This is a genomic window from Phragmitibacter flavus, assembly GCF_005780165.1.
GTDB lineage: Bacteria > Verrucomicrobiota > Verrucomicrobiia > Verrucomicrobiales > Verrucomicrobiaceae > Phragmitibacter > Phragmitibacter flavus.
This window is the reverse complement of sequence record NZ_VAUV01000008.1, coordinates 211,344-231,218: the sequence shown is the minus strand read 5'-3', so window position 1 is coordinate 231,218 and position 19,875 is coordinate 211,344. Positions and strand designations below refer to the sequence as shown.

At 58.4% G+C, this 19,875-nt stretch carries 20 protein-coding genes; 10 read left to right on the top strand and 10 right to left on the bottom strand.

What is annotated here, in order from left to right; genetic code table 11:
• The first annotated feature begins 21 nt into the window (after positions 1–21).
• Positions 22–669, top strand: coding sequence for a dihydrofolate reductase family protein (locus FEM03_RS12335; protein WP_138086568.1), 648 nt, complete (start codon positions 22–24; stop codon positions 667–669).
• 245 nt (positions 670–914) lie between these two features.
• Here FEM03_RS12335 and FEM03_RS12330 read toward each other — a convergent pair whose 3' ends face one another.
• The 5 genes from FEM03_RS12330 to FEM03_RS12310 form a co-directional block, all read right to left on the bottom strand.
• Positions 915–2,105 (bottom strand): PepSY-associated TM helix domain-containing protein, encoded by a 1,191-nt coding sequence (locus FEM03_RS12330; RefSeq protein ID WP_138086567.1) that lies wholly within the window; start codon positions 2,103–2,105, stop codon positions 915–917.
• 84 nt (positions 2,106–2,189) lie between these two features.
• Positions 2,190–4,340: a TonB-dependent siderophore receptor gene (locus FEM03_RS12325; RefSeq protein WP_138086566.1), complete on the bottom strand. Its 2,151-nt coding sequence runs from the start codon at positions 4,338–4,340 to the stop codon at positions 2,190–2,192.
• Between the two features lie 119 nt (positions 4,341–4,459).
• A complete protein-coding gene (locus tag FEM03_RS12320; protein WP_138086565.1) occupies positions 4,460–5,482 on the bottom strand; it encodes a helix-turn-helix domain-containing protein in 1,023 nt (340 codons plus the stop codon).
• Positions 5,483–5,664: 182 nt separating this feature from the next.
• Complete coding sequence (locus FEM03_RS12315) at positions 5,665–6,729, bottom strand: sensor histidine kinase (protein WP_138086564.1); 1,065 nt, start codon at positions 6,727–6,729, stop codon at positions 5,665–5,667.
• Between the two features lie 65 nt (positions 6,730–6,794).
• Complete coding sequence (locus tag FEM03_RS12310) at positions 6,795–7,472, bottom strand: response regulator transcription factor (RefSeq protein WP_138086563.1); 678 nt, start codon at positions 7,470–7,472, stop codon at positions 6,795–6,797.
• A gap of 209 nt (positions 7,473–7,681) precedes the next feature.
• On the opposite strand from FEM03_RS12310, the gene FEM03_RS12305 reads away from it, so the two are divergent.
• Genes FEM03_RS12305 through FEM03_RS25590 form a run of 5 tightly spaced genes read left to right on the top strand, consistent with a single transcriptional unit; the run spans position 7,682 to position 13,398 of the window.
• The gene (locus FEM03_RS12305) at positions 7,682–9,541 is read left to right on the top strand and encodes a DUF3021 domain-containing protein (protein ID WP_138086562.1); all 1,860 of its coding nucleotides are present in this window, start codon (positions 7,682–7,684) and stop codon (positions 9,539–9,541) included.
• A 27-nt stretch (positions 9,542–9,568) separates the two neighbouring features.
• On the top strand, positions 9,569–10,696 hold the full coding sequence (locus FEM03_RS12300; RefSeq protein ID WP_138086561.1) for a DegT/DnrJ/EryC1/StrS family aminotransferase: 1,128 nt from the start codon (positions 9,569–9,571) through the stop codon (positions 10,694–10,696).
• Between the two features lie 21 nt (positions 10,697–10,717).
• Positions 10,718–11,488 (top strand): class I SAM-dependent methyltransferase, encoded by a 771-nt coding sequence (locus FEM03_RS12295; RefSeq protein ID WP_138086560.1) that lies wholly within the window; start codon positions 10,718–10,720, stop codon positions 11,486–11,488.
• Between the two features lie 21 nt (positions 11,489–11,509).
• The gene (locus tag FEM03_RS12290) at positions 11,510–12,484 is read left to right on the top strand and encodes a glycosyltransferase family 2 protein (RefSeq protein ID WP_138086559.1); all 975 of its coding nucleotides are present in this window, start codon (positions 11,510–11,512) and stop codon (positions 12,482–12,484) included.
• A gap of 23 nt (positions 12,485–12,507) precedes the next feature.
• Complete coding sequence (locus FEM03_RS25590; RefSeq protein WP_138086558.1) at positions 12,508–13,398, top strand: WxcM-like domain-containing protein; 891 nt, start codon at positions 12,508–12,510, stop codon at positions 13,396–13,398.
• Here FEM03_RS25590 and FEM03_RS12280 read toward each other — a convergent pair.
• Entirely contained in the window at positions 13,387–13,995 is a 609-nt protein-coding gene (locus FEM03_RS12280; protein WP_138086557.1) for a Maf family protein, read from the bottom strand. The two genes, FEM03_RS25590 and FEM03_RS12280, sit on opposite strands and share 12 nt — an antisense overlap.
• A 2-nt stretch (positions 13,996–13,997) precedes the next feature.
• Positions 13,998–14,219 carry a YgdI/YgdR family lipoprotein gene (locus FEM03_RS12275; RefSeq protein WP_138086556.1) on the bottom strand — a complete coding sequence of 74 codons (222 nt, stop codon included), beginning with the start codon at positions 14,217–14,219 and terminating at the stop codon, positions 13,998–14,000.
• 175 nt (positions 14,220–14,394) lie between these two features.
• On the opposite strand from FEM03_RS12275, the gene FEM03_RS12270 reads away from it, so the two are divergent.
• Entirely contained in the window at positions 14,395–14,991 is a 597-nt protein-coding gene (locus FEM03_RS12270) for a class I SAM-dependent methyltransferase (protein ID WP_166442814.1), read from the top strand.
• On the opposite strand, the gene FEM03_RS12265 is transcribed toward FEM03_RS12270, so the two are convergent.
• The 3 genes from FEM03_RS12265 to FEM03_RS12255 form a co-directional block, all read right to left on the bottom strand.
• The gene (locus tag FEM03_RS12265) at positions 14,969–15,292 is read right to left on the bottom strand and encodes an HU family DNA-binding protein (protein ID WP_138086554.1); all 324 of its coding nucleotides are present in this window, start codon (positions 15,290–15,292) and stop codon (positions 14,969–14,971) included. The two genes, FEM03_RS12270 and FEM03_RS12265, sit on opposite strands and share 23 nt — an antisense overlap.
• A gap of 121 nt (positions 15,293–15,413) precedes the next feature.
• A complete protein-coding gene (locus FEM03_RS12260; RefSeq protein ID WP_138086553.1) occupies positions 15,414–17,042 on the bottom strand; it encodes a glycoside hydrolase family 75 protein in 1,629 nt (542 codons plus the stop codon).
• 16 nt (positions 17,043–17,058) lie between these two features.
• On the bottom strand, positions 17,059–17,928 hold the full coding sequence (locus tag FEM03_RS12255; RefSeq protein ID WP_138086552.1) for an SDR family NAD(P)-dependent oxidoreductase: 870 nt from the start codon (positions 17,926–17,928) through the stop codon (positions 17,059–17,061).
• Between the two features lie 60 nt (positions 17,929–17,988).
• Between FEM03_RS12255 and FEM03_RS12250 the strand changes: the two genes are divergently transcribed.
• The 3 genes from FEM03_RS12250 to FEM03_RS12240 all read left to right on the top strand — a co-directional run bounded on the left by FEM03_RS12250 (position 17,989) and on the right by FEM03_RS12240 (position 19,865).
• Positions 17,989–18,345: a cupin domain-containing protein gene (locus tag FEM03_RS12250; protein WP_206170984.1), complete on the top strand. Its 357-nt coding sequence runs from the start codon at positions 17,989–17,991 to the stop codon at positions 18,343–18,345.
• Positions 18,345–18,632 (top strand): hypothetical protein, encoded by a 288-nt coding sequence (locus tag FEM03_RS12245; RefSeq protein ID WP_138086551.1) that lies wholly within the window; start codon positions 18,345–18,347, stop codon positions 18,630–18,632. Before FEM03_RS12250 ends, FEM03_RS12245 begins: the two co-directional genes overlap by 1 nt.
• A 90-nt stretch (positions 18,633–18,722) precedes the next feature.
• Positions 18,723–19,865 (top strand): cysteine desulfurase family protein, encoded by a 1,143-nt coding sequence (locus FEM03_RS12240; RefSeq protein WP_166442813.1) that lies wholly within the window; start codon positions 18,723–18,725, stop codon positions 19,863–19,865.
• Positions 19,866–19,875 lie beyond the last annotated feature (10 nt).

The window sequence follows — 19,875 nt, the reverse complement described above, 5'->3', positions numbered from 1 at the left end:
ACTCCAACAGTAAACCAACCAATGACCAAAGTCCGCGTAGAAAGCTTCAGCATCTCGATTGACGGCTTTGGCGCAGGCCCCGAGCAAAGCCTGGAGAACCCGCTCGGCGTCGGCGGAACAGCCTTGCATGAATGGGCGTTCGCCACTCGCACGTTCCAAACGCAATTGTTTGGCAACCAAGGCGGCGAGATCGGGATCGATGACGACTTTGCGGCACGGGGTTTCCACCATGTCGGTGCATGGATTTTGGGCCGCAACATGTTCGGACCAGTGCGCGGTCCCTGGCTGGATGAGAGCTGGAGAGGTTGGTGGGGAGATAATCCGGTGTATCATACGCCGGTTTTTGTGCTGACGAATCATCCTCGTGCGCCACTCGTGATGGAGGGCGGCACGACGTTTCATTTTGTTACGGACGGGATTCGCGTCGCACTTGAACGAGCCCGTGAAGCCGCCGAAGGAAAGGATGTCCGCATCGGAGGGGGAGCAGCGACCATCCGGCAGTATTTACAGGAGCGGCTGATTGATGAACTGCATGTGGCCATCGCGCCCGTCTTGCTCGGCACGGGCGAGCATCTGTTCGGCGGTGTCGATCTACCGAACTTGGGATACAAATGCGCGCAGCATGTCGCATCGGAACGGGCGACTCACCTCGTGTTGACCCGCGCTTGACCCCGGGTCCACTGGTTGCTTGGTTCATGCGTCAGATGGGTCGATGGCTCCCCAATTCCTGCACCAAGCGATCCATCCTCAACTGGACGATGCACCAATTTTAGAATCCCCTAAACGATGGAGGATTTTGGACGGTTTGAGTGGGTTAAAGGTTGTTGCGAAGAATAAGTCTTTTGAATGGTAAACCTTGGTTCTCAGAATTCTGGCAGGTCTTATCGAGGGGGGGAGACCTTAAGACCGTAGGACTATGGGTCTGACCGTCGTCTCACTCGAATCTTCCGTTTACGCCACCAGATGAACACTCCGCTGACTGACAGAGCTGCGATCAAGAGGCCGATGAGGTTCAGGATCATTTTGTAGGGAAGGCCTCCCACGTCGCCCAGGTGCAAGGCGATCAGCCAGCTGCTGAAGCTATTGGCGGTTGTTTGGCCTGTATGGGAATAAAATTTTTGTTGGTCGCCAGTATCGCCGTCGAGCCAGAGCGTGGTGCCTGGGAATTTGCTTCCGAGGTCGAGGCTGCCGAAGACGGAATAGGCATACAAGCCGGTGGCGGAATTGTATCTGAGGTGCGCTTCGCGGTGGATGGTCCATTGATTTGCTTGGGCCTCGTTTTGCATGAGGCCTCGGGCGATGGCGTGTGCGGCCTGATAGTTGAGGACGGGCGTGTCGCGTGGGACTGTCAGCTCTGGCAGGTCGAGGTTGCGATACCCAAAGGTGCGCATCACTGGCTGGTAGACGGATTGAAGATTAAATCCAACCGATGACCAGGCAAAAACAAGCAGCATGGCCCACAACCAGAGTCCGGTCGCGCGGTGGAAGGTGAAGATGCTGCTGAACAGGTTTCCGGTTTTCACCGTCCAGGAGGGCAGCCAGCGACGAAGCCAGGACTTGCGACTGTCGGGTGCTTTGAGGCGGCGTTTTGGTGGGAGGGTTAGCCAGATGCCGACAAAACAATCGAGCGTCCACAGCAGGGCGACGATGCCGAAGAGCCATGTTCCGACATCGCCCAGGGCGAGGCTGAAGTGGAGTCGCAAGACGAAGGGAATGAGGTTCAGTCGAAAACCTTCGCTGAGATTTCCCCATTCCCGTGATCCAAGAATGGAGCCATCGTGGGGATTCACATACGTTTCCCTCCCTTCCACGAGCACCTTCCAAACGTCCCCGGGGTCGAGATCCAGTCTAACCTCATTCACCGCCTTGCCGAGATTTGCTGCGACGGTCTCGCGCAATTCGAAGGGGTTCACCACTGGTTGAGAGGTGGAGGACGGAGGGAGGTGGTGGAGGTGAGGATTGATCCAGGCATCCAATGAATGACCGAATGCCAGGATGCTTCCGGTAACCCCTGCAACGACCAGAAAGATGGCGATGCAGAGGCCGGTGTAGCGATGAATCAATACAAGAACATCCCGTGCTTGGGTCCGACGATCAGGCGTCATGGAGGAGGGGTGGTTGGCGGCTTTCGGACGGGATGGTTCAAGTCTGTCGACGGAGCATTTCTCCGTGGATCGGTTGGAACCCAATCAAAAATCATACTGAAGAGAAACCTTGAAGGTGCGGGGTTCGCCGTGGGCGATGGTATAACTTCCGCCAGCCCAGTAATTTTTTCCTCCGATATTGTCGATGCTGAAGCGCAGCAGGGCGGGCACATTCCAGGTGGGCTTGAGGTCGTAGCTCATGCCGACATCGAAAACGCACCAACTGGGAATCTGCTGGCTGTTGTCAGCGAAGATCTGCGCTTTGTCGGCGTAGATCATGCCTGCATTGAAGGCGAGTCCGGGGACCCAATCCGTGAGGCGGTATTCGGCGAATGCACGGACGGACCATTCGGGAACGCCAACGGCTTCATTGCCTTCGACCGAGGGGTTGTTGGCTCCAAGTTCGGTGTCAAAGTAGGCGACGGTCACGATCAGGGAGAGGTCACGACTGAGATTGCCGCCAGCGCTGAACTCGACTCCACGATGAGTTTGGTCGCCGTCTTGAACGAAGGTGTTGCTGGAATCCACATATTGCAGCGCCTGGTTCAGTTCAAAAGCGGCAAGGGTGAAATCCATTCCTCCTGCGCGGTGTTTGATACCAAATTCAAACTGGTTGTTTTCGCGTGGTGGCAGTGACTGGTTTTGGTTGGTCGTTCCCACTGGCGCGATGGCACCTTGCTCCAAGCCTTCGGAGTAGCCGACATAGAAGGAGGTGTTGTCCCATGGTTTGAAGATGATGCCGCCCAGGGGAGTGAAGGCTCCATCATCGAACCCTGAGTTGCCATCTTTGAAATGAACATGCGCCATGCCGCCCATGACGGTGAGCATGGGATGGATTTCAATGAAGTCGGTCACTTGGGTCACGTGTGAGGTGAAGTTAGGTCCGAAGCGGCTTGTCGCGCTGGCCGTGGAGGGCACCGGAATTTGAACCGGGCTGTAGAGGTTGGTCGATGTCGTGGGGTAGGGGAAATATTCTCCGATGGCCGTCTGGCGGTTGAAGTTGTAGCTCAGCGACATCTGATGACTGAGGGGTCCGGTGTCGAATTTTCCCGAGAGGAGGACACGCGCGGCCCAGGTTTCATAGGGATCGACAAAACGGGTGGTGCCGCCAATGGCATCGCCGTCGCCATTGGGTGCGGTGATGAAGATGAAAGAGCTGCGATACGGGTCTTGCATGCGGGCGTAACCGCCGTCGAGCTCGAGCGTCCAGTCGCTCGAGAGTTCAATGTCGGCCCGGAGGTAGGCGTAGTCGGTGTCACGGTCATAACGCGACCACAGTTGGGCGGTGGACTGGCTGAGGTCGGGAGGCGCGGGCAGCTTCACGCCTGGAGTCAGCAGCACTCCGTCGCGGTAGCCATTCTTGCTTTCGCGAATGTGGCCGAGGTCTGCCGTGAGGGTGACCGCGTCCGTGACGCGCCAGTCGAGGGAAAGGCCGATATAATATTCTTCGGGTTCGTAATTGTCCGTGGCCCGCTCTCCGTAGTTGCCGCCGAAGTTAAGCCGGTAGCCGAACTGATTTTCTTTTCCCAAACGTTCACCCAGGTCGAGATTGCCGAGCCAGTGATTTTGAGTTTGCCAGCCGATCGTCATTCGGCGGATCACTTCTTCTCCTTGAGGGGCTCGCTTGGGAAGCAGGTCGATGGCACCTGAAAAGCCCGTAAAAGTCGCACCGGCACCGAAAAAGGCCGAGCTTGGTCCTTTGAAGATGTTGGCGGAATCTATCATGAAGGTCTGCGTGATCGCCGGACCTGTGAGGCCATCAATGAGGTAGTTGTTCGACTCGAAGCCTCGAATATTGATGATGGGAATGAACGTGTCTGAACTGGTGGCTTCGTAGCTCGAGGCCTCGTATTTGAAAATATCGCCGATGTCGCGCACCTGGCGGGTGTCGAGCATTTCGCGATCAATTCGTGATATGGAGAATGGCACGTCGAGAATGTCGCGTTCGCCAAGCACCCCGACGGTTGCCGCTGGTGGCATGAAGGTGGGGTTGTTAGCGGTAACGACAACCGGAGCCAGTTCCTCGGGATCGCTGGTGGCGGCGGAGGGAACGGATGCTTGAAGGGACGACCCCTCGTTGGCAGTGGCGGGGTTGACCTGAGCGCTTGCGCCAGCAAGGAGCAGGAATTGGGTGGCATACAGACAGGCAATGACGCGGCCAGCGTGGGAGCGCGGCTCGGCAGGAGTTGGTCTCATTTGATTTTGGAGGATCGTTGTTGAATTAAGTCGAGGCAGTTTGAGGCGCAACTATTGAGAATGAAACTCAAAATATCTACCTGCCTAGGTCCTTTTATTCCCTGCTGAGGACCACGGATCTATCGGTGGGAAGAACTCCTCAGTTGTTTGAGGAATTGCTGTGGATTCAGTCCGAACGTCGCTCTGAATGCCGCCGTGAAATTGCTTGGGTTTGCATAACCAACGAGGTCGGCTGCTTCAAGGACACTGGTGCGGCCGGTTTCGAGTAGCATGCGGGCATGTTTCATTCGCTGTTCGCGGAGATAAGCGAAGGGCGGTTTTCCGAATTCTGCAGCGAACCGGCGTTTGAGGGTGGAAACGCTGAGGCCCACTTGGGTTGCCACGTCGGAGAGTTCGGGTGGGGATTGAAGATTGGCCAGGAGCAGATCACTGGCTTCTTTCATGCTGTCTCTTTCCGAGGAACGCAGGGGGCGGATGGGTTCAGGCTTGTCGCCCAGGGCGTCGATGACCTCAATGGCAAGATCGTGGAATCTGGCTTCCATGAACCAGGCACGGAGGGGGCCGGTGTAGTCGCAGGCCATGGTGTTGCGCACCAATTGTGCTGCTTTCTCGGTGATGGGCCGGGAGATGATGGCGTGGTCGTTTTGGTCAAGGAATTGTCGTAATCTCGCCACGCCCTGAGGTTCGTTTGCTTCGATCTGACCCAGCCACTGGCGCAGACGTGCTTCGCTGATGACCGCCGTGAGATGCACGTAGGAATCGCTGGCCATCCAACCAGGTTTGCAGTCCCATCGCGCATGAAGCACCCCCATCTGGCCGGCGACCTGACCATAGCTGCGTCGTTTGGGACTGGAAACGCGTGATTCCCAGGCACCGGTGAGGGTGAATTGGAAGGCAAACCATGCGTCTCCGGTTTCGACCGGCATCCAGAGATCTGAAGCCAGCTTGAGATCTGTCCAATGCATGAACATGTCGTCGTTAAAAACGACTTCCTGATACAAGCCGGAGAGCAGGGTGTTGTTGCCTTTGCAGGACCATTCCGTTCCCGTTGTGCCGATTTTGGGTGAAACGACCGGCTCCCAGGGGGTCAATTCGCCAGCGTCCCAAGGATCCAGGTCATAGCTGCTCTTGAGGCGTTTCATGGCTGTCGAGAAAGATCATCAGTCATGCTGGAGGCATTCTGTTCAATAGACCGTCCGGCACTGAATCTGCCGATACGGTAATTGTTGGGAAGATCAAGGCGTTTTGGAACGACCGTGCCGGGATTGCTCCGGGTTGGTTACTCGCGATGTCAGCCGTCGGGGTGGGATTGGACGACGGGTGGCTAAGGGGACGATGGGTTTGGGCTGGCGTTTGAACGCTTGAGAGAGAGGGTGAGGGTGGTGTTGTCGGGAGAGGAACGGGCGGTGAGGGTGCCGCCGTGGGATTGGGCGATCCACAAGGCGATGCTCAAACCGAGTCCGCAGCCTTCGGTGCTGGTTCCCCGGGAGGTGCCGCTGCGAAAGAAGCGGTCGAAGATTTTAGGGAGTTCCTCGGCGTCGATGCCGCGGCCGCCACTCTGGACATCGACATGGTGGTGGACGGCGTCTTCGCGAATGCGATAGGTGACGTAGCCGTTGGGGCGGTTGTATTTGATGGCGTTGTCGGTGAGGTTGAGGAGCAGCTGGCGAAGGCGGTGGCGGTCGGCCTGGAGGATGTGAGGACTGTTGATGAGGGTGTTGACGGCGATGTTTTGAGACTGGCCGAGGATGTTGGCTTCGTTGGCGGTGTCGCGGACGAGTTCGGCGAGGTCGACGGTTTCGAAGTTGAGTTCGATTTGCTGGGCATCGGCCTGGGTGAGGAAGGTGAGGCCGGAGACGATGCGGTTGAGCCGGTCGGTTTCATCGAGCCAGAGGCAGAGTTTGTCGCGGTGGGAGGGGGTGAGGGTGGGATCGGAGAGAGACGTCTCGAAGCCGTTGCGGAGGATGGTGAGGGGGGTTTTGAGTTCGTGGGAAGCGTGGAGGGTGAATTCGCGGACCCGCTGGAAGGAGGTGTCGAGCCGGCTGGTCATGTCATTGAGGACGGAAGTGAGCCGGTCGATTTCGTCGCCAGTGCCGCGCAGGGGGATATTTTGATGGAGGCTGTCTTCGTGAATGTGTTCGGCGGCGCGGGTGAGATCGATCACTGGCGAGAGCGCGCGTCGGGTCAGCCACCAGCTGGCGGAGGCGATGAGGAGGACGGGGGCGCAGGCGACGAGGGCGGCGGTGTAGAGCGCGCGCCAGGCCTGCGCGGTGCCGGGGTGGTGTCGGTGTTCGAGCTCATCCCAGGTGATGAGGATGGTGATGATGCTGGCGATGAGGAAAAAGCAGGCGTGCCCCCAAAACAGGCGGGTTTGCAGGGAGCGCTTCATCGAAAGGATAAAGGATAAAGGATAAAGGCTAAGGGATAAAAACGGAACGGAATGATGAGGCGAATTTAAGGGGTTTTGTCGCTGAGCTGGTAGCCGACGCCGCGGACTGTGTGGAGAAGGGGGAGATCGTAGCCGTAATCGACTTTTTCCCGCAGTTTGCGGATGTAGACGTCGACGAGGTTGGTGCCGGGATCGAAGGCGTAGTCCCACACCTGGCGGAGGAGTTCGGTGCGGGTGCAGACGTTGCCGACGTTTTGAAGCAGGACTTCGAGCAGGCGGAATTCGCGCGGGCTGAGTTCGATGCTGCGACCGGCGCGCTGGGCGGTGCGCTGGGGAACGTTGAGGGTGAGATCGGCCAGGCGGAGAAGGATCGCACCGGCCTCGCCGCCGCGACGGGTGATGGCGCGGACGCGGGCGATGACCTCGGCCATGGAAAAAGGTTTGGGGAGGTAGTCATCGGCTCCGGCATTGAGTCCGCTGATGCGCTGGTCGACATCGCCCCGGGCGGAGAGCAGGAGGACGGGGGTGGAGTTGCTCATGTTGCGGAGCTGGCGGACGGCGGAGAGTCCGTCGCAGCCGGGGAGCATGATGTCCATGATGACGGCGTCGTAGGCCTGGGTGCTGATGCGTTGAACGGCTTCGTCTCCGCGGGTGAGCAGGTCGGCGTTCCATCCTGCTTCTTCGAGTCCGTGACGGATGGCGTCGGCGGTGCGGGGATCGTCTTCCACGGTAAGGATGTTCATGGGGTGGGGCGGTTGGGCAACCTGAACAGGATGGATGATTTTTGGACGAGTGAAACGGGAAAGGCCGGACGGGGTCAATTATGAGCGAATCTTCACTTCGGAGCGGGGCGGGATTGGAGGATGGGATGGCGGTCGGAGGCAAAGTTGGCCAGAGGGGTTGCCTTTGTGATTTATTTGTTTATTGATGCTCCGGATTTGTTTCCATCTGCATGCCTATTTTTCGCCAAATTTGTTCCATGGTCTTGAGTTTGAAGGGTTCCCGATGGGAAGGGTGGTTTTGGGCTTTGCCACTGCTGGCGGTCATCGGGCCGGTGCTGCTGGCGGTGAGTTTGACGTGTCAGGTGCCGAAGGCGGATCATTGGTTTGTGGTGGGGGATCCGTATCTGGGGTTTTTGCAGGATGGCAGTTTTGGCAATTTTCTGCACAGTCCGGGCAATGACAGCCGGCATGATGCAGCGAGGATTTTGCACTGGCTGGTGGTGCGGTTGACGGATTGGAATCTGGTGGTGGAGTCGCTGGTGTGTGTGGGATTGGGACTGGTTTCGTGTGCGATGGTGTTGTCATTGTGGCGTCGGAGTCATCCGGGGAGCTGGGGGACGCGCTGGCTTCTGGGGGGGTTCAGTGTGGTGCTGCTGTTGTCGCCGATGCAGTGGATGAACTGGACGTGGGGGGTGCAGATTTGTTACATGCTGGTGATTGCGGCGTCGGTGGGGGTGGTGTGGGTGTTTGAGCGGGGTTGGCCGTTGTGGTTGCGGACCTTGGTGGCAGGGGGCTTTGCGGTGGTGGCGGCGTTTTCGTTCATCAATGGCTGGCTGGCCTGGGGGTTGGGTGGGGTGTTGCTTTTTTGGGAATTGATCAAACGGCGCGGGCGCGGTGGAGAAGGGTGGACGGCACTGGGATTGTGGGGGTTGATGTTCGGGGTGACATTGTGGGTATTTGTCAGCGGGTGGCCGGAGGAGAAGGCGCTCAGTGGTTCGGAGAGCGGCATGTCGATGGAGAAGGCGGAGAAGGTGGTGGTGTTTTTTGTGAGGTTGTTGGGGGCACCGTTTGCAGAGGGGTGGCCGACTTTGGATCGTGAATTGAGGTCGCAGCTGGTTTTTGCGTTGTCGAGTGTCGTCGGGGTGTTTTCTCTGGTTTTGTTGTTGGTAGTGGGGTGGAAGTTGTGGGCTAAACTGCGGCGCGGTGAGGTTGAGGTGGGTCAGATGGGGCCGTGGTTGTTGTTGTGTGGATGGGGGTTGGCAAATGCGGCGGCGATTTCGCTGGCGAGGGTGGATTCGCCAGGGTTCTTGCCGTTTCAGTCGAGGTATCCGGCTTACACGCTGTGGTTTTACATTGGGTTGTTTGGGTTGCTGGCGATGGTCATGACGGGTCCGGGCTCGAGGTGGTTGCGATGGGTGGGGCGTGGGTGGTTTTTGTTTTTGGTGTGGGGCTGGGGAGTTGGGGCGGTGCAGGGATGGCGGGACGGGGTCAAGGATGCGAGGTCGTGTGGATTGCTGGAGGCGTCGGTGTCGTTGCGTCAGGTGGTGGTGGAGCCGCTGTTGCTGGACAGCGTTGATCCGGGATCGGGGTTGCGGATTGGAAAGGCACTGGACGAACTGGATGCGGCAGGTGTGTTGAGCGTGGCGACGGTGCGAAGCAGCTTGGTGGCGGAGGCGACGATGGCACCGGAAGGGATGTTTCAGGGCAAGTTGGTGAAAGGGGAGTTGGAAGGCAGTGGCGTGAGCATTGAAGGTTGGGCAATGGAGAAGGCTTCGCGTGATGCGGCGCGGTCGGTGGTGATTTCGATTGAGCAGGCGGGGGTTCCAGAGCGCTGGTTGGGGATTGTGACGCGCAGGAAACGGGAGGCGAAGGTGGCGAAAAAAGTGGATGCGCGGGCGATGGAGGATCGGATTGGCTGGGCCTATGTGCCGATGACGGGCGAGGAGAGGGTGGCGGTGTCGGGGGCGAAGCTGACGTTGCAGCGGGCTCCATTGCCGTCGGGTGAGGCGACTTTCAGGGCGTATGCATTTGATCCGAGAACGGGCGTTTTTTCGCGACTCGATGGGAGCGTGACGTTGCCATTGCCGTGAACTGATTCATTTTGACTGCTTATTCTCATGTCGCTATTTCCTGCCTATCCGCTCGCTGATTATCAAGCTCATCAAACGGCCATTGATGCGGCAGTGCAGAAGATGCTGGCGGGAGGACATTACATCTTGGGTCCGGAAGTGGCGGAGTTTGAGCGGGAGTTTGCGGCGTTTGTGCAGGTCGGTGAGGTGATTGGGGTGGCGAACGGGACGGATGCGATAGAGTTGATTTTGCGTGGGTTGGACATTGGGGCGGGCGATGGGGTGGCGGTGCCTTCGCAGACGGCGGTGGCGAGTGTATCGGCGATTTCAAGGACGGGGGCGAAGCCGGTTTTTGTGGATGTGGATGGGGAGACGGCGACGATTTGTCCGAAGGCTTTGGAGCAGGTGCTGGTGGCGGATGACGAAAGGAAGATCAAAGCGGTGCTGGCGGTGCATTTGTATGGTCATCCTTGTGAGATGGGGGCATTGCAGGCGGTGGCGGGTCGATTTGGTGTGGTGGTGGTGGAGGATGTGGCGCAGGGACATGGGGCGACTTTTGAGGGACGACCGGTGGGGTCGCTGGCAAGGGCGGCGGCTTTTAGTTTTTATCCGACCAAAAACCTCGGAGCGATTGGGGATGGCGGTGCGGTGGCGACAAATGATGCGGTGCTGGCGGAGAAGATGCGGGTGATCCGGCAATATGGCTGGGTGGAGCGATACATCAGTGCTTGTGTGGGGATCAACAGTCGGCTGGACGAGCTGCAGGCGGCGATTTTACGGGTGAAGCTGGGGTCGTTGGCGAATAGCATCGCTCGGCGTCGCGAGCTGGCGGCGTTGTATGCGGAGCGGCTGTCGGAGTGTTCCGTGGTGAAGCTGCCGGTGCTGCGGAAGGGGTGCGAGCATGCGTATCACTTGTATGTGGTGCGTAGCGAGTGCCGGGATGAGTTGATGGCATTTTTGACGCAGAAGGGGATTCCGGTGGCGTTGCATTATCCGGCGGCGGTGCATCAGCAGCCTGCCTATTTTGCGGAGGCGAAGCAGTCGGCTCGGTTGCCGAATACGGAGCGGTTGGTCAGAGAAATTTTGACGTTGCCGTTGCATCCGTTTTTGAGTGATGAGGCCGTGCTGGCGACGTGTGAGGCGGTGCTGGATTTTGAGCGGCTGCGTTTGGAGTGATGGGCTTTTTTCAATACTGCGATGCTGGCTCACGAATATGACACGATGCGGAAGGTGGAGGACTGCCACTGGTGGTATCGGGCTTTGCATGGTTTGGTGCTGGGGGATTTGCGTGAGGCGCTGGAAAAGAAGGCGAAGGCTGAGGTGTTGGACGCCGGTTGTGGGACGGGTGGATTGATGGAGCGGTTGCGTGTGGTGATGCCGGGCTGGAGGTTGAGGGGGGTGGATGTTTTTGAAGAGGCGTTGGCGCATACCAAAGCGCGCGGATTTGAAGAAGTGATGAAGGCGAGCGTGGAGTCCGTTCCGGTGGAGGACGAGAGTTTTGATGCGGTGACAAGTCTGGATGTGCTGTATCACGAAGGGGTGGACAACGGTCGGGCGATGCGGGAGCTGGTGAGGGTGTTGAAGCCGGGCGGGGTGTTGATTTTGAATTTGCCCGCGTTTGCGTCGTTGTCGGGGCGGCATGATGTGGCGGTTAGTGGGGTGAGGCGTTATCGGGCGTCGGAGTTGAGGGCAATGCTGGTGGCGGAGGGATTGCAGGTGCGGCATTTGCATTACTGGAATGCTTGGTTGTTTTTTCCGGTGTGGTGCTGGCGGCAGTGGAGCGGCAGGCGGCAGGATATGGTGGAGAAGCAAGAGGCGGGGTCGGCGAAGTCGGATTTGGGGCTGCTGCCGGGTTGGGCGAACGCGTTGCTGACAGGGGTGACGCGATTGGACATGGGATTTTGCAGGTTTTTTCGTTGGCCTTTTGGGATTTCGGTTTATGCAGTTGCGGTCAAACCCGTTGATTGATGAGGGATTTTCGTTTTCAGCATGAGTGAATTGCGTCCGTTGGTGAGTTTTGTGGTGCCTCTCTATAATACAGGGAAGGCGCTTGAACCGTTGCTGGAGGCGTTTCGGGACCTTCCGATTGAGGGTGGGTATGAGCTGGTATTGGTGAATGACGGCAGCCCGGATGGATCGGGCGCGCGGGTGCCGGCGTTGGCGAGGGAGTTGCCGGTGCCGGTGATTTTTGTGGATATGGCGCGCAATTTTGGGGAGCATGCGGCGGTGCTGGAGGGGTTCCGGCATGCGCGTGGAGAATACGTGATCAACCTGGATGATGATCTGCAGAATCCGATCAGTGAGGCGTTGAAGTTGCTGGCGCATCTGCGGGCCACGGACTCGGATGTGGTGTATGCGAAGTATGAGGAAAAGAAGCACAGCAGATGGCGCAATTGGGGCAGCTGGTTCACCAACAAAATGGCGACGTGGTTGCTCGACAAACCGCCGCATTTGTATCTCTGCAGCTTCCGGGCGATGCATCGGGATCTGGTGCAGCGGGTGATTGCCTACACGGGTCCGTTTCCCTACATCGACGGATTGATTTTGGGCGCGACGAACCGGATTGAGGAGTTGACGGTGGCGCATGATGAGCGCGCGGATGGGAGCAGTGGTTACACGTTGCGCAAGCTGGTGAGGTTGTGGATGAACATGTTTTTTAACTTCAGCATCATGCCACTGCGGATGGCGAGTGTGATGGGGGCGGTGTTGGTGGTGTTTGGGATGGTGATGCTGCTGGTGGTGTTTTTGGAGCATTTTTTCTCGCGACCGCAGACGCAGGGCTGGTCGTCGTTGATGGCGGCGATTTCGATTTTTTCAGGCGGGCAGTTGATGATGCTGGGGGTGATTGGCGAGTATGTGGGACGCGCGTTCATGACGGTGTCCGGCAAACCGCAGTCGATTGTGCGCAGGGCGAGGCATTTTCATGGGAAAGAAAATGTAAATGGCGCGGCAGCGGAGTCCTGATAAACTGGATACTTTTGACCGATATGAGTGAAAGATTGATCAGCATTTCTCCTGCGGCGTCCATTGTGCCGGATGTGCAGATCGGTCCATTTGTGGTGGTGGATGCCGGGGCGGTTTTGAACGCGGGGGTGATTCTGGAAGGGGGAACAAGGATTTGGTCCGGCATGGTGGTGGAGGAGGGGGTGCGGATGGGATATCAGGCGACACTGGTCGGAAGTGCAACCGGCGGGAGCAGTCGGACACGGTTGCGACGGGGATGTCGAATTGGAGCCAATGCCACGGTGGAGGAGGACTTGGTGATCGGCGAAGAAGCCGTGGTGGAGCCGGGCGCGGTGGTGAAGCAGGATGTGCCGCCGTTTGCGATTGTGGCGGGCAATCCGGCCTCGGTGGTGGGTTTTGTGAGCACGGGTCAGAATGGGCTTTGCGATGCCGCAAGAGAGTCGGCGGCCGGGGTGCAGGTGACGGAATCGCGGGTGCGAGGAGTGTTGTTTTACCAAATGCCGTTCATCGGTGATCCGCGCGGCAATTTGACGGTGGGGGAGTTTGGGACGCAGCTTCCGTTTGTCCCAAAGCGGTATTTCATGACGTTCAAAGTGCCGAGCGCCAAGGTGCGAGGGGAGCATGCCCACCGGCAATGTTCGCAATTTTTGGTGTGCGTGCACGGCTCCTGTTCGGTCATGGTGGATGACGGGCTGAGGCGGGAGGAGTTCCTTTTGGACCGGCCGACCTCGGGGGTGTTGGTGCCGCCGATGACGTGGGCGGTGGAATACAAACACAGTGCGGACAGTGCGCTGATGGTGTTTGCCTCGGAGCATTATGATCCGGGAGATTATATCCGCAGTTATGAGGAGTTTTTGTGCGAGCTGCGGGCGAGGCGGGATCGGGATGTCGCGGCGGTCAGTTTAGAGACCTGATGGGGTGGACTCGATGCCGAGGGCGGTGAGTTCTTCCATAAGCTTTTCCATGGGGAGGCCTTTGACGTTGGACCAGGAGCCGGTGACGGAATGGATGATCATGGCGCTTTCGTCCTGAACGGCGTAGGCACCGGCCTTGTCGAGGGGTTGGATGCGCGAGTGGTAGTCGGCAATGAGGGCATCATTGAGAGATTTGAAGGTGACCTGGCTGAGGACGGCGAAGGTTTTTTCGAAGCCGTCGGAGCTGGCGATGGCGACGCCAGTGCAGACGGTGTGGGTGCGGTTGCTGAGTTGGCGCAGCATTTCGGCGGCGTGGCTGAGGTCGTTGGGTTTGCCGAAGGGGATGTTGTCGAGATAGACGAGAGTGTCGGCGGCGATGACGAGGGCTCCGGGTTGCTGATGGGTGATGACGGAGGCCTTGAGGCGGGCGTTTTCGAGGGTGAGGGCTTCGCAGCTAAGGGTGGGGTCGTGGCTTTCTTCGACTTCGGGGATGCGGACTTCAAATTGATAGCCGGCTTCGCTGAGGAGTTCGACGCGACGGGGCGAGGCGGAGGCAAGGATGAGGCGTTGGGTGGGCATTGATGCAGGGGCGGACATGATTACATTTCGTTGATCATGAGCACTTCGTCGGCGCGGATGAGGGCGTCTTTGTCGGAGAGGCTGCGGAACTTGTAGTAGCCGGTTTTGCGGTTGAGTTCGGGCTGGCTGGCGGTCATGAATTCGCGTCCGTCGCGGAGGGTGATTTTGTAATGAGAAGTTCCACAGGAGGCGAGCAGCAGGCAGGGCACCAGCAGCAGGATGAAGAATCTCGTTTTGATCATTTCAGCGAGGTGGTTGAAGGGAGGTCGGATCGACGAAGGTGATGGGAAGGTTATCAACCAAAGGCAGGTGGGGGGCAACCGCAGAATTCATTTGGATGAGTGACAAAAGGGTTCGCGTTGGATGAATCGAAGGATAAGGTTGGCACGGATGTCGTGGACGTTTTTTCGTCAATTTATGCTCAACTGGAAGACGACCGGGGCGATTGCGCCGTCGTCGCCGGAGCTGGCCGATTTGATCGTTGCAACCGCAGGGGTGGCGAAGGCCCGCACGATCCTGGAACTGGGCACCGGCACCGGGGCGTTCACGCAGAGGATTGCGGAGGTGATGGGGAAGGAGGCGCGTTATTTGGGGATCGACTTGAACGAAGGTTTTGTCGAGCGGCTGAGGGCGCGGTTTGACCGGATGAACTTTGAGTCAGTGGCGGCTCAGGAGTGTGATTTTGCGGCGTTTTTGGGGGAGGGGAACCGCTTTGATTGCATCGTGAGCGGATTGCCGTGGGCGGCGTTTCCGCAGGGATTGCAGGAGTCGATTCTGGATCAGGTTCTGCCCTGGCTGGAACCGGGGGGGAAGTTTGTGACGTTTGCGTATGCAGGGTTGCATCTGCTGCCGTCGGGCCGGCGGTTCAGAACGTTGCTGAAGGGGCGTTGTGTGGAGTTGGAGACCACCAAGACGGTGCTGAGCAATCTGCCGCCGGCTTTTGTGTATTCGGCCAGTGTGACCGGAGCGGGTGCGGCTTCGAACGCAGCGATTAACTCTCGCTCTCGCCGTTGAGAAGCTTGGGCAGCACGTCGGCGACCTGGGCTTTCATTTCCTTGCCGGGCTTGAAACGAACCACCGCGCGAGGCGGGATCTTCATTTCGGTGCCTGGCTTGTTGGGATTGCGCCCTACCTTGGCTTTGGTGACACGAACTTCGAAAGTTCCGAATCGACGTAGGGTGACTTCGTTGCCTTGAGCGAGTTCCTCGGTGATAAGGTCGAGAGCATGTTGGAACAGGTCAAATGCCTGACTTTGGGTCAGCCCCGTCCTGTTGCTCAGTTCAACTACCAGATCTCGTTTTGTAACCCCTGCCATGATTCGTTATGCATGTGGAGCAATTGGAGCGACTTTGCAAATCCAACCTCGATAAAAAAACCCATTTGTGACGTGAAATGATGCTTTTACAGCAGTTCGTGTTTACGATGAATTTACACCGTTACGGTGATGGAGGAGTATTTGGGCTGGCGGGCGAGGGGGATGGGATGGGATCGACCGGCGTGGTTGGAGTCTCCGTTGCACTAGCGGGGGAGGTGGCGGGAGGAGTGGTTGGTGGAGATTCCGGCTGGGCTGGATCAGCTGCGGGAGCAGGTGCAGCAGGCGGTGTGGCGGGTGCGGGTGGGGCGAAGAGATCCTCCCATTGATGGAGGGTGTAGCCGGTGCCGAGTCCGCCGCATTCTTCGAGGTAGGCGGAGACTTTTTGGTGCCAGTGGTCGAGTTTGGGGGGACCGAAGGGGCGTTCGGCGGTGCCGGGAAAGATGAGATAGGTCACGGTGAGGTCGCTGACGGGACGGCGGTAGGGGGAGGAGTTTTCGTTGATGGTTTTGGCCATGCGCAGGGAGGCTTCGCCCATTTTGAAGGTGGGCCCGTAGTCGCCGCAGATGGCGGGGTAGATTTTGTCTTCGAAGATGACCGCAGCGTAATCGCCCATGCCGGGGGCGTGGGGATGGGTTTTGGGATAGTCGCGGAACAGCAGGGAGAGAACGATAAAGGGATCTTTTTCGGCAATGAGGCTGCTGCGGGTGCGGAGGCCGGTGATGACACGTTCGGCATGGTCGATTTCGCTGCGCAGTTCGGCGTTGCGGGCGGCGGAAAGTCCTTTGACGGCGAACTCTTTTTTGGCGGTATCGAGCGATTTGAGCCAGAGGGGGAGAAGAGGGTTCTGGGTTTTGCCTTTTTTGGCCCATTCGTAGCTCGTGGAGGGCTGGTAGTGGGTGCTCTGGTAGATCGAGGCGCTCATGTTGGGCATGCGGTCGCCATCGGATCCGTCGGCAACGACGTCCATGTCACTTTGAATGAGCAGGGCGCGGCGTTTGCTCTGGGGGTGGGTGAGTTCGAGGATGGTTTCGGTGTCGAAGAAGTTGTGCCGGTCGAGGACGCGGTTGAGGCGGGTGAGTTCGCGTTGGACCCGGGTGGTTTTGAGGTCGTAGAGCTTGTGGTAGAAGCCGGAGACTTTGGCACCTTCGAGGAGGCTCGGGAAGCCGGGGAGCATTTTGGGAAGGTGCTCATTGACGCGGGCAAGCTCGGGCAGGGTGTCGTTCGCTTTGGGGATGCGGACGGAGAGCTTGAAGTTGACGGTGAAGGCGTCCTTGTCGAGGCGTTCGGTGCTGGCATAGGTGCCTTGCTGGGCATCCAGCTGGGTTTGAATGGTGATGCCGTTGTAGAGGGTGGCAACGTCGACCTCCTGGCGGGGGATGAAATTGGAGGGAAGCGGTGGCGGCGGGGCGGGGACTTCTTTAACGACTTCCACTTCCTTGATGACTTCGCGGTCGACTTCCCGGGTGATGGTGACTTCTTTGGGGACGTCGCGGTAGACGATTTTGGAGGTGCGGGCCTTTTCGACGAGGTCGTCGATGCTGCGTTTGATGCGGCCTGCGTAAGGAGTGAAGGGGAGGACGAGCAGGGCGAGGACAATCAACAGCAGCAGCAGGCGGCTGAAAGCACTGAAAAAGCCGGGGCGGCGTTTTTGCCAGTTTTCGGGAATGGCAAAATCGTCGTCGTGAGGAATCGACGTTTTTTTGGTGCGGCGCTTGTTGGAAGGGGGAGTGGAATTGGGATCTTTGGGCATGATCAGTGCGAATGAGTTATTTGGATTGGCCCCGTTGGAAGCGGGCGGCAAGGATGAAGCGCATGAGGCTGCGCGGCATGATTCTAAATACGGTGGCGGCGAGGGTCACGCGTTTGCCGGGATAAACGATGGGGCGTCCATCGCGGAGGGTTTGCAGGGCGGCTTCGACGACGCGGTGGGGTGGAATTTTGAGGACGTCTTGTCCGCCGCGGTCGATGTCTTTCTCGCCGGGGCGGCGGGCGTTGTTGCCGAAGTTGGTGGGCGTCGGCCCGGGGCAGACGGCGGCGACCTGGATGTGCCGCGAGGCGAGTTCGATGGCCAGCGATTCGGTCAGGCTGGTGACGTAGGATTTGGTGGCGGCGTAGACAGCGAGATCGGGGACGGGAACGGCTCCGGCAAGGGAACTGACGTTGAGGATGGCGGCGGGTCGTTGGGGAGTGGGACTGATGTGGTCGAGAAAAGAGCGGGCGAGCAGGGTCAGCGCAGTGATGTTGAGGTCGATCTGGCGGCGGATGCGGTCGCCGCTGGCGTCGGCAAAGAGGCCATAGTCGCCGAGGCCGGCGTTGTTGATAAGCAGGTTGGGCTTGGTCGGAAGTTGGGCGACGTTTTGCCAGAAGGTTTCGCGACCGGCATCGGTGGAGAGGTCGCAGGGACAGATGACCAATTTGAGATGGGGGTGCTCTTGGGAGAGTTCGGCGGCGAGGGTCTCCATGGTTTCTTTCGTCCGGGCAGCGAGCAGCAAGGTATCGGCCTGCGGGGCGAGTTGTCGGGCGAACTCGGCACCGAGTCCGGAGGAGGCTCCGGTGATGAGGGCGACGCAGTGTTTGAAGGAAAAGCCGCGAACAAAGGGCTGGTCAGCATTGGGGGATGAGGATTCTTCGGACATGCGATCGGCGTGGACTAGGACTTGAGATGGCGACGGTTTGAGGCCAGCATGCCCCCAGCCATGATGACAATCAACCAGCTTTCCGAGCAAGCGCCTTTTACCACCAAGGACGGGTCGACCATTCGCAGCATTTTGGACAGCACGAACGCTCCCGTGCAGCAGCAAAGTCTGGCGGAGGCAAGTCTCCCCCCGGGGGCCAAAACCGACCGGCATTATCACAAGGCGAGCGAGGAGATTTATTTCTTATTGGAAGGTCGTGGAACGATGGAGATCGATGGGGAGGTGCGCGTGGTAGGCCCCGGTGACGCGGTGTTGATTCCGGCAGGAGCCTGGCATCAGATAGAAGCGCTGGAGGGGTTGAGATTTTTGTGCTGTTGTGCACCACCGTATCGGCATGAGGATACGTTCTTTAGTTGATGTCGAAGTTGAAGGAAAAGCAACCGCCCATTGAGCCGGTGGAGGGAACGGTGGATCGCGGACCGGATTTTGTGGCGATTGTGGCGCTGGGATGTTCACTGGGCGCGGTGTATCCGACCATGGGATCGATTCCATTGGCGATCGCCGGGGTGCTGATTGCGCATCTGGGATCGAAGCGGAATGAGGATCGGCGCTGGCGTGCGTTGGCGAAGCGGGTGAGCTGGTATGTGGTGGTGATTTTGGTCTTGATGCTGTTGATGGCGTGGTTTCGGGGATCAGCACGGTGAGGTGGGTGAAAACGTTGGAAATCGGGAGCAAGCGTTCCATGGTGATGCTCGTGAAGATGGTGTCGCCATCTGTTTAACGGAATTTCCCTCGTGATTTATCTCGACCACAACGCCACCACCCCTGTGCTTCAGGAAGTTCGCGAAGCGATGCTTCCGTATTTGTCTGACGAATGGGGCAATCCGTCGAGTTCCTATCGCTTCGGTTCGCGGATGAAATCCCGAGTCGAAGAAGCGCGCGAGCAGGTCGCGGGCTTGATCGGTTGTAAAATGCCTCGTGAAATCGTGTTCACGAGCGGAGGCACCGAGAGCAACAACACCGCCATCCATGCGGCGATCATGGCGCAACCTGACAAGCGGCACATCATCACTTCGCAAGTGGAGCATTCGTCGGTGCTCACGTATTGTGGATACCTTGAGCGTCACCACGGCTACCGGGTTACCTACTTGCCCGTAAACCAAGAAGGATTGCTTTCTTTGGTCGACCTTGAAAGTGCGCTGGGTGATGACGTGGCATTGGTTTCACTGATGTGGGCCAACAACGAAACCGGGGTGCTGTTTCCTGTCGCTGCCATTGCCGAACTCTGTCGTGGCAGGGGCGTGCCTTTTCATTGCGATGCGGTGCAGGCGGTGGGGAAGCTCCCCGTCAATGTCCGAGAGTTGCCAGTCGATTATCTCACTCTTTCCGGTCACAAACTGGGGGTGCCCCAAGGTGTCGGTGCTGTTTATGTGCATAAAAAAGCTCCCTTCGTGCCCTACTTGCATGGTGGCCATCAGGAGCGAGCCAGACGAGGAGGCACAGAGAATGTCCCTTACATCATTGGTCTGGGTAAAGGAGCCGAATTGGCCCGCAAGAAACTGCCCTCGTATGACCGCACGGTGAGAGTTATTCGAGACGAGTTGGAAACCAGAGTTTTGAACTCCATTCCGAACACGGAAATCAATGGCCATGCCGCGCCTCGCCTGGCGAATACCAGCAACATCACGTTTCATGGCATCGAATCTGAAGCCCTGTTGTTGTTGCTGGATCAGGCAGATATTTGTGCCAGCAGCGGCTCCGCGTGTTTGGCGGATTCTCCCGACCCATCGCATGTCATCGCTGCGATGAATCCGGGATCTGCCGCAAGGCAGTGTGTGCGGTTTTCGTTGGGTTTACAGACAGGTGCTCAAGATATTGCCAAGACATTGGAATCACTGAAACAGATCGCGGACACGTTTGGGGGGCAGTTGTCATGAGTGAGCAGAT

Excerpts from the sequence above, each read along its gene's own strand:
- FEM03_RS12255 (WP_138086552.1), bottom strand. The coding sequence starts at position 17,928 with ATGTCCGAAGAATCCTCATCCCCCAATGCTGACCAGCCCTTTGTTCGC.
- FEM03_RS12270 (WP_166442814.1), top strand. The coding sequence starts at position 14,395 with ATGCTCAACTGGAAGACGACCGGGGCGATTGCGCCGTCGTCGCCGGAG.
- FEM03_RS12300 (WP_138086561.1), top strand. The coding sequence starts at position 9,569 with ATGTCGCTATTTCCTGCCTATCCGCTCGCTGATTATCAAGCTCATCAA.
- FEM03_RS12335 (WP_138086568.1), top strand. The coding sequence starts at position 22 with ATGACCAAAGTCCGCGTAGAAAGCTTCAGCATCTCGATTGACGGCTTT.
- FEM03_RS12325 (WP_138086566.1), bottom strand. The coding sequence starts at position 4,340 with ATGAGACCAACTCCTGCCGAGCCGCGCTCCCACGCTGGCCGCGTCATT.
- FEM03_RS12310 (WP_138086563.1), bottom strand. The coding sequence starts at position 7,472 with ATGAACATCCTTACCGTGGAAGACGATCCCCGCACCGCCGACGCCATC.
- FEM03_RS12280 (WP_138086557.1), bottom strand. The coding sequence starts at position 13,995 with ATGTCCGCCCCTGCATCAATGCCCACCCAACGCCTCATCCTTGCCTCC.
- FEM03_RS12245 (WP_138086551.1), top strand. The coding sequence starts at position 18,345 with ATGTCGAAGTTGAAGGAAAAGCAACCGCCCATTGAGCCGGTGGAGGGA.
- FEM03_RS12275 (WP_138086556.1), bottom strand. The coding sequence starts at position 14,219 with ATGATCAAAACGAGATTCTTCATCCTGCTGCTGGTGCCCTGCCTGCTG.
- FEM03_RS12290 (WP_138086559.1), top strand. The coding sequence starts at position 11,510 with ATGAGTGAATTGCGTCCGTTGGTGAGTTTTGTGGTGCCTCTCTATAAT.
- FEM03_RS12320 (WP_138086565.1), bottom strand. The coding sequence starts at position 5,482 with ATGAAACGCCTCAAGAGCAGCTATGACCTGGATCCTTGGGACGCTGGC.
- FEM03_RS12250 (WP_206170984.1), top strand. The coding sequence starts at position 17,989 with ATGATGACAATCAACCAGCTTTCCGAGCAAGCGCCTTTTACCACCAAG.
- FEM03_RS12295 (WP_138086560.1), top strand. The coding sequence starts at position 10,718 with ATGCTGGCTCACGAATATGACACGATGCGGAAGGTGGAGGACTGCCAC.
- FEM03_RS12315 (WP_138086564.1), bottom strand. The coding sequence starts at position 6,729 with ATGAAGCGCTCCCTGCAAACCCGCCTGTTTTGGGGGCACGCCTGCTTT.
- FEM03_RS12260 (WP_138086553.1), bottom strand. The coding sequence starts at position 17,042 with ATGCCCAAAGATCCCAATTCCACTCCCCCTTCCAACAAGCGCCGCACC.
- FEM03_RS12265 (WP_138086554.1), bottom strand. The coding sequence starts at position 15,292 with ATGGCAGGGGTTACAAAACGAGATCTGGTAGTTGAACTGAGCAACAGG.
- FEM03_RS12330 (WP_138086567.1), bottom strand. The coding sequence starts at position 2,105 with ATGACGCCTGATCGTCGGACCCAAGCACGGGATGTTCTTGTATTGATT.
- FEM03_RS25590 (WP_138086558.1), top strand. The coding sequence starts at position 12,508 with ATGAGTGAAAGATTGATCAGCATTTCTCCTGCGGCGTCCATTGTGCCG.
- FEM03_RS12305 (WP_138086562.1), top strand. The coding sequence starts at position 7,682 with ATGCCTATTTTTCGCCAAATTTGTTCCATGGTCTTGAGTTTGAAGGGT.